At 50.6% G+C, this 893-nt stretch carries 1 rRNA gene; it reads left to right on the top strand.

Annotated elements, in window-relative coordinates:
- Positions 1-893 (top strand): 23S ribosomal RNA (locus I6E11_RS14695); the annotation flags it as partial.

Raw genomic sequence — 893 nt, 5'->3', positions numbered from 1 at the left:
GAGCCACTCTGGAGCGTATGGAAAAGCAAATGTAGGTATAAGTAACGATAAAGGGGGTGGGAAACCCCCTCGCCGAAAGACTAAGGTTTCCTGATCAACGCTAATCGGATCAGGGTAAGTCGGGACCTAAGGTTCAGCCGAACGGCGAGACCGATGGCAGAAACGGTAAAGATTCCGTTACTACCTCCAATGGCGATGTGGAGACGCAGCAGTGACACCACCGCCGGCTGACGGAATAGCCGGTTAAAGAGTGTAGATGTAGATTCCCGCAGGCAAATCCACGGGAAGAGTCGAACTTGACAGTACACCAACACCTTCGGGTAGCGGTGATAGTGTGGGTAAGCAGACTGCCGAGAAAATCCGCTAAGCTTAACGTTGGAGGTACCCGTACCGCAAACGGACACACGTAGTCGGGTTGAATATACTAAGGCGCTTGGGTGAATCACGGTTAAGGAACTAGGCAAATTGACCCTGTAACTTCGGAATAAAGGGTCCCTCCTCGCAAGAGAGGGCGCAGAGAATAGGTCCAGGCAACTGTTTAACAAAAACACAGGGCTGTGCAAATATGAAAGTAGAAGTATACAGCCTGACACCTGCCCGGTGCTGGAAGGTTAAGAGGAGATGTCATCTTTGGGAGAAGCATTGAATTGAAGCCCCAGTAAACGGCGGCCGTAACTATAACGGTCCTAAGGTAGCGAAATTCCTTGTCGGGTAAGTTCCGACCTGCACGAATGGTGTAATGATCCGGACACTGTCTCAACCGTGAGCCCAGTGAAATTGTAGTATCGGTGAAGATGCCGATTACCCGCGATGGGACGAAAAGACCCCGTGAACCTTTACTATAGCTTAGCATTGAATTTGGGCACGCGATGTGTAGGATAGGTCGGAGGCTT

Origin of the sequence: Bacteroides caecigallinarum (genome assembly GCF_021531075.1) — a bacterium.
Classification (GTDB): Bacteria; Bacteroidota; Bacteroidia; order Bacteroidales; family Bacteroidaceae; genus Phocaeicola; species Phocaeicola caecigallinarum_B.
Note: the sequence above shows the minus strand (reverse complement) of the source record. Positions and strands in the feature narration are given on the sequence as shown.